General features: G+C 38.9%; 4 protein-coding genes. 1 reads left to right on the forward strand and 3 read right to left on the reverse strand.

The genetic code is table 11. The features are described from left to right. From thiL to B4237_RS02510, 3 genes are all read right to left on the reverse strand, one after another. Positions 1–701 (reverse strand): thiamine-phosphate kinase (thiL, locus tag B4237_RS02500; protein ID WP_286941213.1); only part of this gene is annotated, 701 nt, incomplete at its 3' end. Between the two features lie 18 nt (positions 702–719). After that, positions 720–1,913, reverse strand: coding sequence for a thiolase family protein (locus B4237_RS02505; protein ID WP_286941215.1), 1,194 nt, complete (start codon positions 1,911–1,913; stop codon positions 720–722). 105 nt (positions 1,914–2,018) lie between these two features. Continuing rightward, positions 2,019–5,765 (reverse strand): TonB-dependent receptor domain-containing protein, encoded by a 3,747-nt coding sequence (locus B4237_RS02510; RefSeq protein WP_286941218.1) that lies wholly within the window; start codon positions 5,763–5,765, stop codon positions 2,019–2,021. A 199-nt stretch (positions 5,766–5,964) separates the two neighbouring features. On the opposite strand from B4237_RS02510, the gene nth reads away from it, so the two are divergent. Then, the coding region (gene nth, locus B4237_RS02515; RefSeq protein WP_286941220.1) for an endonuclease III at positions 5,965–6,592 on the forward strand (628 nt) is incomplete at its 3' end.

Below are 6,592 nucleotides of genomic sequence, written 5' to 3' on the forward strand. Positions count from 1 at the left end.
CCCAATTTGCTTTGCTGACAAATGTGTCCTAAATCTCCAATCAAGCCGTCCGAAATATCAATACAACTATTAGCAATGCCTCTTAAGTTTTTTCCAAGTGCAGTCTGAATCTTGGGTTTTAGAAATTTGTTGCGGTATTTTTTTTCTTCTGAATTAAGATTTTTTTTATTTGACTTTATTACTTTCAATCCTAATTTGGCAGCGCCCAAAGTACCGCTGACATAAATAGAGTCTCCCTCTTTTGCGCCGTTCCTAGGCAGAAATTGATCAGAATTAACCTCACCACAAACTCCCACCGACACAGAACATTCTTTTCCTTTTACTAAGTCTCCCCCAATTATTGGCACCTGATATGTTCTAGTAAAAAGTCTCAAGCCTTTTGCGAATTCTTTCAACCAACTAAGTTCTTTACTAGGCGTTGTAAGACTGATAGATAACCATTTAAGCGTTCCTCCACAGGCAGGAATGTCACTTGCTGCAACACAGCAAGATCTATAAGCAATTAGATCTGGTGCTAAAGCTTTAGGAAAATGAACCTCAGACGCTGATACGTCTGTAGAAAAAATTAAATCTTTGTTTTTTGTAGAAAAAAGACCAGCATCATCTCCTGGTCCAATCAAAATACCTGAGGAGTCATTGTATTGACTCCCCAAGTTTTTAAAGTATTTTTGAAGAACTGAAAATTCATCCGATTCTTTCATAGAGAATCGGATAAATAATTAAGAATTATAGGCTTCAAAGAGCCCAGTAGCTCCCATACCGCCACCGACACACATTGTAACAATGCCGTATTTTCCGCCCCTTCTATTAAGCTCTCTTGCAACGTGTCCAACTTGACGTGAACCAGTCATACCGAAAGGATGTCCGATTGAAATCGATCCTCCATTGACATTCAGTTTGTCGCTAGGAAGTCCTAATTTGTCTCTGATGTAAACAACTTGGGACGCAAAAGCTTCATTGAGTTCCCACAAATCTATATCTTCTAATTTTAAATTAGCAGATTTTAAAAGCTTAGGTATTGAGTAAACTGGACCAATTCCCATTTCATCTGGTTGACATCCAACAACTGTGAATCCTCTAAAATAAAGTTTTGGTGTTAAACCAAGTTCTAAAGCTTTTTCCTCGCTCATAACCAAAGTGACAGAAGCACCATCAGATAATTGAGATGAGTTTCCTGCAGTAACTGAACCGTTTTCAGGATCAAAAACTGGTTTAAGAGATGATAATCCTTCTAGGGTCGTTTCTGGACGATTACAATCATCTCGGTCAACAGTAACTTCAACATCTTTCTCTTCGCCAGATTCTTTGTTAACAAGTTTCATCACTGTGTCCATTGGAACAATCTCATCATCGTAATAACCGGCTGTTTGAGCAGCTGCAGTTCTTTCTTGGCTGGATAGAGCATATTCATCTTGCGCTTCTCTTGTAACGTTATAACGCTTAGCAACACATTCAGCAGTTTGTCCCATAGCATGGTAAATGCCTGGTACATCAGCAGCTAGCTTGTCGTTCACATACATGTGCATGTTGGTATTACCCTGCGTAGTCGAAATAGATTCAACTCCTCCAGCAATGATGCAATCTGAAAAACCACTTTGTACTTGAGTTGCTGCCATCGCAACAGTTTGAAGACCTGATGAACAATACCTGTTGACTGTCGTACCACCAACCTCAATTGGCAGCTTTGATAATACTGCAACGTTTCTTGCAATGTTATGACCTTGTGCTCCCTCAGGCGCACCACATCCAAGAATCATGTCTTCTACTAAAGAAGGATCCAAGCCTGGGTTTCGTTCTAATAAAGCATTTACTAAATGTGCTGTCATGTTATCAGCACGAGTTTGGTTAAATCCCCCTCGAAATGATTTAGCTAGTCCTGTACGGACGCTATCTACGATTACTACATTTCTCATATATTCTCCTTAATTAAATGAACGTTTGATTATAAAGTTTTATTTGAAATATATCTAACAAAAAAAACCCTCGCTTGAGCGAGGGTTTTTTCTTTTTAGACTTGATTAGAAATTAATCCCAAATGACATACCAAACGATCTAGGCTCTCTCACCCAAACGTTAGTAGTATGACTAGTTGAGGAACCAGTCGTTGCCATACCAGTAATATTTCTATCATCAGTTAGGTTCTGACCCCAAATGCTGATATTCCAGTCACCGTTAGTTGGAACAATGTTCAATCTGAAGTTCCACTCATCCCATGCAGGGATCTTGTAAGCATCATTATTGAAAACACTGTTGTAGTACTCTGAACGGTAGTAGTAATCCAATCTTGGAGTAACTTCAACATTACCAGCTTGAGCGGTATAAGCTATACCAAAACCAACAGAAAGTTCAGGGAATGGCATTTCATTTCCTGTAATATCCGTAGCAAAACCAGTACTTATCCACTTACCAGACTCTGTTAGAGTCTCAACACACACTTCGTTTGCCGCAATGGTCAGCTCATTCGCAGTACCGGCAACAGTTGAACCGTGATCAGTCATAGCTTGGAATAACTTACAAATACCACCAGTTTGAGTTGAAGTTCCAGTACCTCTAAGCGCTAATGAAGGAAGTAGGGTTCCTGTAGGACCAGCAATTTCTACTCCACTTACTGTCACAGAATCAGGAGCGTATACCAAAGTACTTGTAGCAGTCCCGCCTAATCCGGCAGTTAAACAAGTATTTGGGCCACCTAATGCAGTAAGTATGTGACAAACGTCACTTCTTTCACCGTATGCAGTAGCATGAGAGCTCATTTCAAATGGGAATATTCTTAAGAGATCACCTTGAACAAGACTTTGCTTATCATCTGTTGCATCATTAGGTGTTCCTTCCCCACCACATTCAGCATCTGCAGTATCACCGTCATTGTTTGGATCTAAACAGTAAATTCCATATGCAATTTCGTTAACACCTTTTAAGGCGTCTACTGTATTAAAGTTTGCAGTTTTGGTTGCAGCAGCTATTTGGGCAGCCGTAGCGCCTGCTCCGAGATTTTCAACTGCTACCTTAGCTGCACCAGCTTGAGATAACACCAACTGATTTACTTTTGCATATAAGGCACCAAAACCGTCTTTGTTGACCAAGAAAGTGTTTGCGGTTGAATCTTTCAATGCATGCCACTTACTGCTTGTTGCAGTTTTTCCAGAATAATGCAGACCGATATCGTGGTTGTTAATCATACTGAAAGTTCCAATTTCAGAAGTTTGGTAATTTACCATTGCGTTGAAAGTCAAACCTGGAACAGTTGGCGGAGCTAGATAAAGCTCAAGTTCTGCACCATATTGTTCTAAAGGCAAACCTTCGTTTATACCTGTTTCGTTTCTAATTACACTGATGGTGTAATTTTTAAAGTCGTTGTAGTAGAAGGAAGCATTAGCAGTTAGACCTGCTTCGGGAACAGTAGCTTTTACACCAAACTCCACTGCCTTAACCTCAGTACTAGGATAAACGAATTCAGTATTTGGGAATTTCGCAGCATTAAAAGGCGGGTTAAATCCACCACCTTTAAATCCTTGAGAATAACTCATGTAAAAAAGAGTATCTTCATCTATTTGATAATCCCAAACAAATCTTCCAGTTGTTTCAGAAAAATCCTGTATTGGAGAAACATTATTTGCAACATAGTTGGCATTATCTGCAGGTAAAGCGCCTAAGGAGATAGAACCGTTAGCAGCATTGGTGTTAGGCGTTGAACCTATTGCTTGACCAGCTGTTTTGGCGGTGCCATCCACACACGAATCGTTGTAAGTAACGGCTCCAGTAGTAGCGCTAATACTTGAAATGGATTTAGGTATGTAAGCCGCACCTACTTTGTTAAATCCTCCACAAGTGGCAAGTGCTGCTGTGGCCCAATTTGATGCCAAAGGCACCTTATAAAAGTATGCGTTATCAACAATTGATTTAGTATCTTCGTTGTATCTAAGACCTAAAGTAAGCTTGTGTTGATCACCAACATCAAAGTAAAACTCGGTAAAGATAGCTGCAGAGTCCAGACCATAACGTTCCGTAACATTATGGAAGTTCTCAGTGTAAAGACCATCAATTCTCGCAGTCATATCATAAGCAATTGCAACATCTGTTAAACCTGCATCAGCACCAGGTAACCCAGATGCAACAAATAAATCTTTAGCTAATGCTGCCGCACCGACCAATGCTTTACCAGATGCAATGACTGCAGCTGTACAAGGCCCTACAGGGGCTGGAGCTTGTGAACAAAATATCAGACCATTGTAGGCATCACGATAGTTTCCGGCAATTGAACCAGGAGCAAGCAATCCGTTTCCGGTAATACCTGATGCGTATACGTCGTACATCGTGTTATTACTTTGGGAAATGTCAATTGCACCAATTAAGAAATTAAAAGGCCCATCCAAATCAGAAACATATTTAATCTCATAGGTGGTCTGTTTACTACCAGCATGGGAAGCATCACCAGACTGAGGATTTAGAGAGTAATTTCCAATACCTTCACCATTAGGACAGAAAGAACCGTTTTTAAAATCTTTAACTGTACAGTTCGGTTTGATAATTTCATTTGAAAATGCCATTGGGAACCCTTCGTTATAGAAAGGCAACGCAGCCATTGTTGGCAACCATCTCACCCCATTTGCTTCTTCTGAGGTAGAACCAGCATCTCTGTAGAAAAATCTTTTCTTGTTGCTATAGGCAACAGATAAAGATCCTTGATCAAAATCGTGATCATAAATTAGTTGTGTAAGTGATTCTTGAACATCATGCGTTGGAGTTTTCCAATCGTTAGTTTCAAAAAATTGTGTTGGACGATTTGTGTAAGTATCTTGAAGGGCTCCAGTTGGTTGGTAGGTTTTAGTACCACCAGCTGCACCGTTAGTTAAATTAGAGGGAACGTAAAAACTAATTGCTTGTCCTAGAAGAGCTGGCACTGTTGACCCATTTGACATCGGGTGAATTGCATCAAAAACTTGATTACCACCAATTACACAACCCTGTACCAAACTTGAAGCGGTGTCACAAAAAACACCGTTAATTTGTATTCTATTGGATTCTTCATCATAAGCATTGTGCATAAGAGTCAAACTAGAGTCATCATTTGGATTCCATTGAAAAGTAGCTCTCCATTGATAACTATCTCTGTCATCGAAACTATTATCAGTTGCTTTGGAATAAAGATTTTTTGTTACACCATCTTTTTCAAAATTTGTAAAAGCAATACGCATACCCAAAGAATCACTTATTGGTACGTTTAACATTACATCCAAATTTTTAAGGTTATCAGAACCGTATTGAACTTTTACATCGCCATAAAACTCATCAAGATCTGGTCTTGCAGTAATCAAGTTGATCACCCCACCTGTTGAGTTTCTACCAAACAAAGTTCCTTGAGGACCACGAAGTACCTCAATTCGTTGCATATCTAAAAAGCCAAGTTCGTTTGTTGCAGTTGATCCAAGAGGCAATCCATTTACGTGAGTCATCACACCAGCATCCGAACTGGATGAAACGGCAAAGTTAGCTACCCCACGAATGGCAAAACCACCACCGTTGAAAGCGTCTGCACTATAAGTTAAACCGGGAACTTGAAGTTGAAGGTCACTTGCATACTCAATTTGACGCTCTGCTAGAATTTCGTCACTGAATGCTGATACCGCAATCGGAACTTCTTGTAAGCTCTGCTCCGTTCTTTGTGCAGTAACTACAACTTCTTCAATTGTTGCTTGGGCATGAATTGAGGTTGCTAAAAAAGCAGTACCTACGAAAGCCAAGAAAACTTTTAAAAATTTACTCATTTAGAATCCTCCCCTGAATGAGTTATAAAATATTTAGAGAAAATTAAACTCATGAAAAGATTTATAACCTTTAATAATAAGCTTAAGGATTTCTCCCCCTATGACATCGATAATACCTATTTTTAAAACTACTGCAACCTTTTTTCAGTTGAGAAAGTTTGTCCTATAATGGCTCTTTTTTAGGATATTTTTAAGATTTATGAAAAGAAAAGAAAGAGCTTTATTCATAGAAAAAAAACTTAATGAATTATATCCTAACCCTAAGGCGCCTTTAGATCATAAAAATGCTTTCACTTTTTTAGTAGCAGTTTTATTGAGCGCCCAAACTACAGACAAAAGGGTAAATCTTGTTACAAAAGAACTTTTCAAATTAGCCGATAATCCTCAAAAAATGTTGGATTTAGGTGAAAAACAAGTCTATGAACTAATTAAAACTTGTGGACTAGCACCCAAAAAAGCAAAAGCTATTATTTCTACTTCAAAAATTATTCTTGAAAAACATCAGGGAAAGGTTCCTGATGAACTGAGCCTTCTAGAAGAGTTGCCTGGAGTAGGCCACAAAACAGCTTCTGTTGTTATTAGTGAATTCTTTGATAAGCCTGCTTTTCCAGTGGACACGCATATTCATCGTTTAGCTCAGAGATGGGGCTTAACAAATGGTCAGTCGGTTAAAAAAACCGAAAAAGATTTAAAATTAATCTTTGATGAAACGAGTTGGCGAAACTTGCATTTGCAATTCATTTTTTATGGGCGAGCTTACTGTTCAGCAAGAGGATGTGATGGAACGATTTGTTTTATGTGTAAAAGTTTATATCCTAATAGAAAAA

The organism is Acinetobacter sp. UBA6526, assembly GCF_002434875.1.
GTDB lineage: Bacteria > Pseudomonadota > Gammaproteobacteria > Pseudomonadales > Moraxellaceae > Acinetobacter > Acinetobacter venetianus.

What these genes read in the sequence shown, in the direction of transcription:
- B4237_RS02505 (WP_286941215.1), bottom strand. Translation starts at nt 1,913, where the DNA reads ATGAGAAATGTAGTAATCGTAGATAGCGTCCGTACAGGACTAGCTAAA.
- B4237_RS02510 (WP_286941218.1), bottom strand. Translation starts at nt 5,765, where the DNA reads ATGAGTAAATTTTTAAAAGTTTTCTTGGCTTTCGTAGGTACTGCTTTT.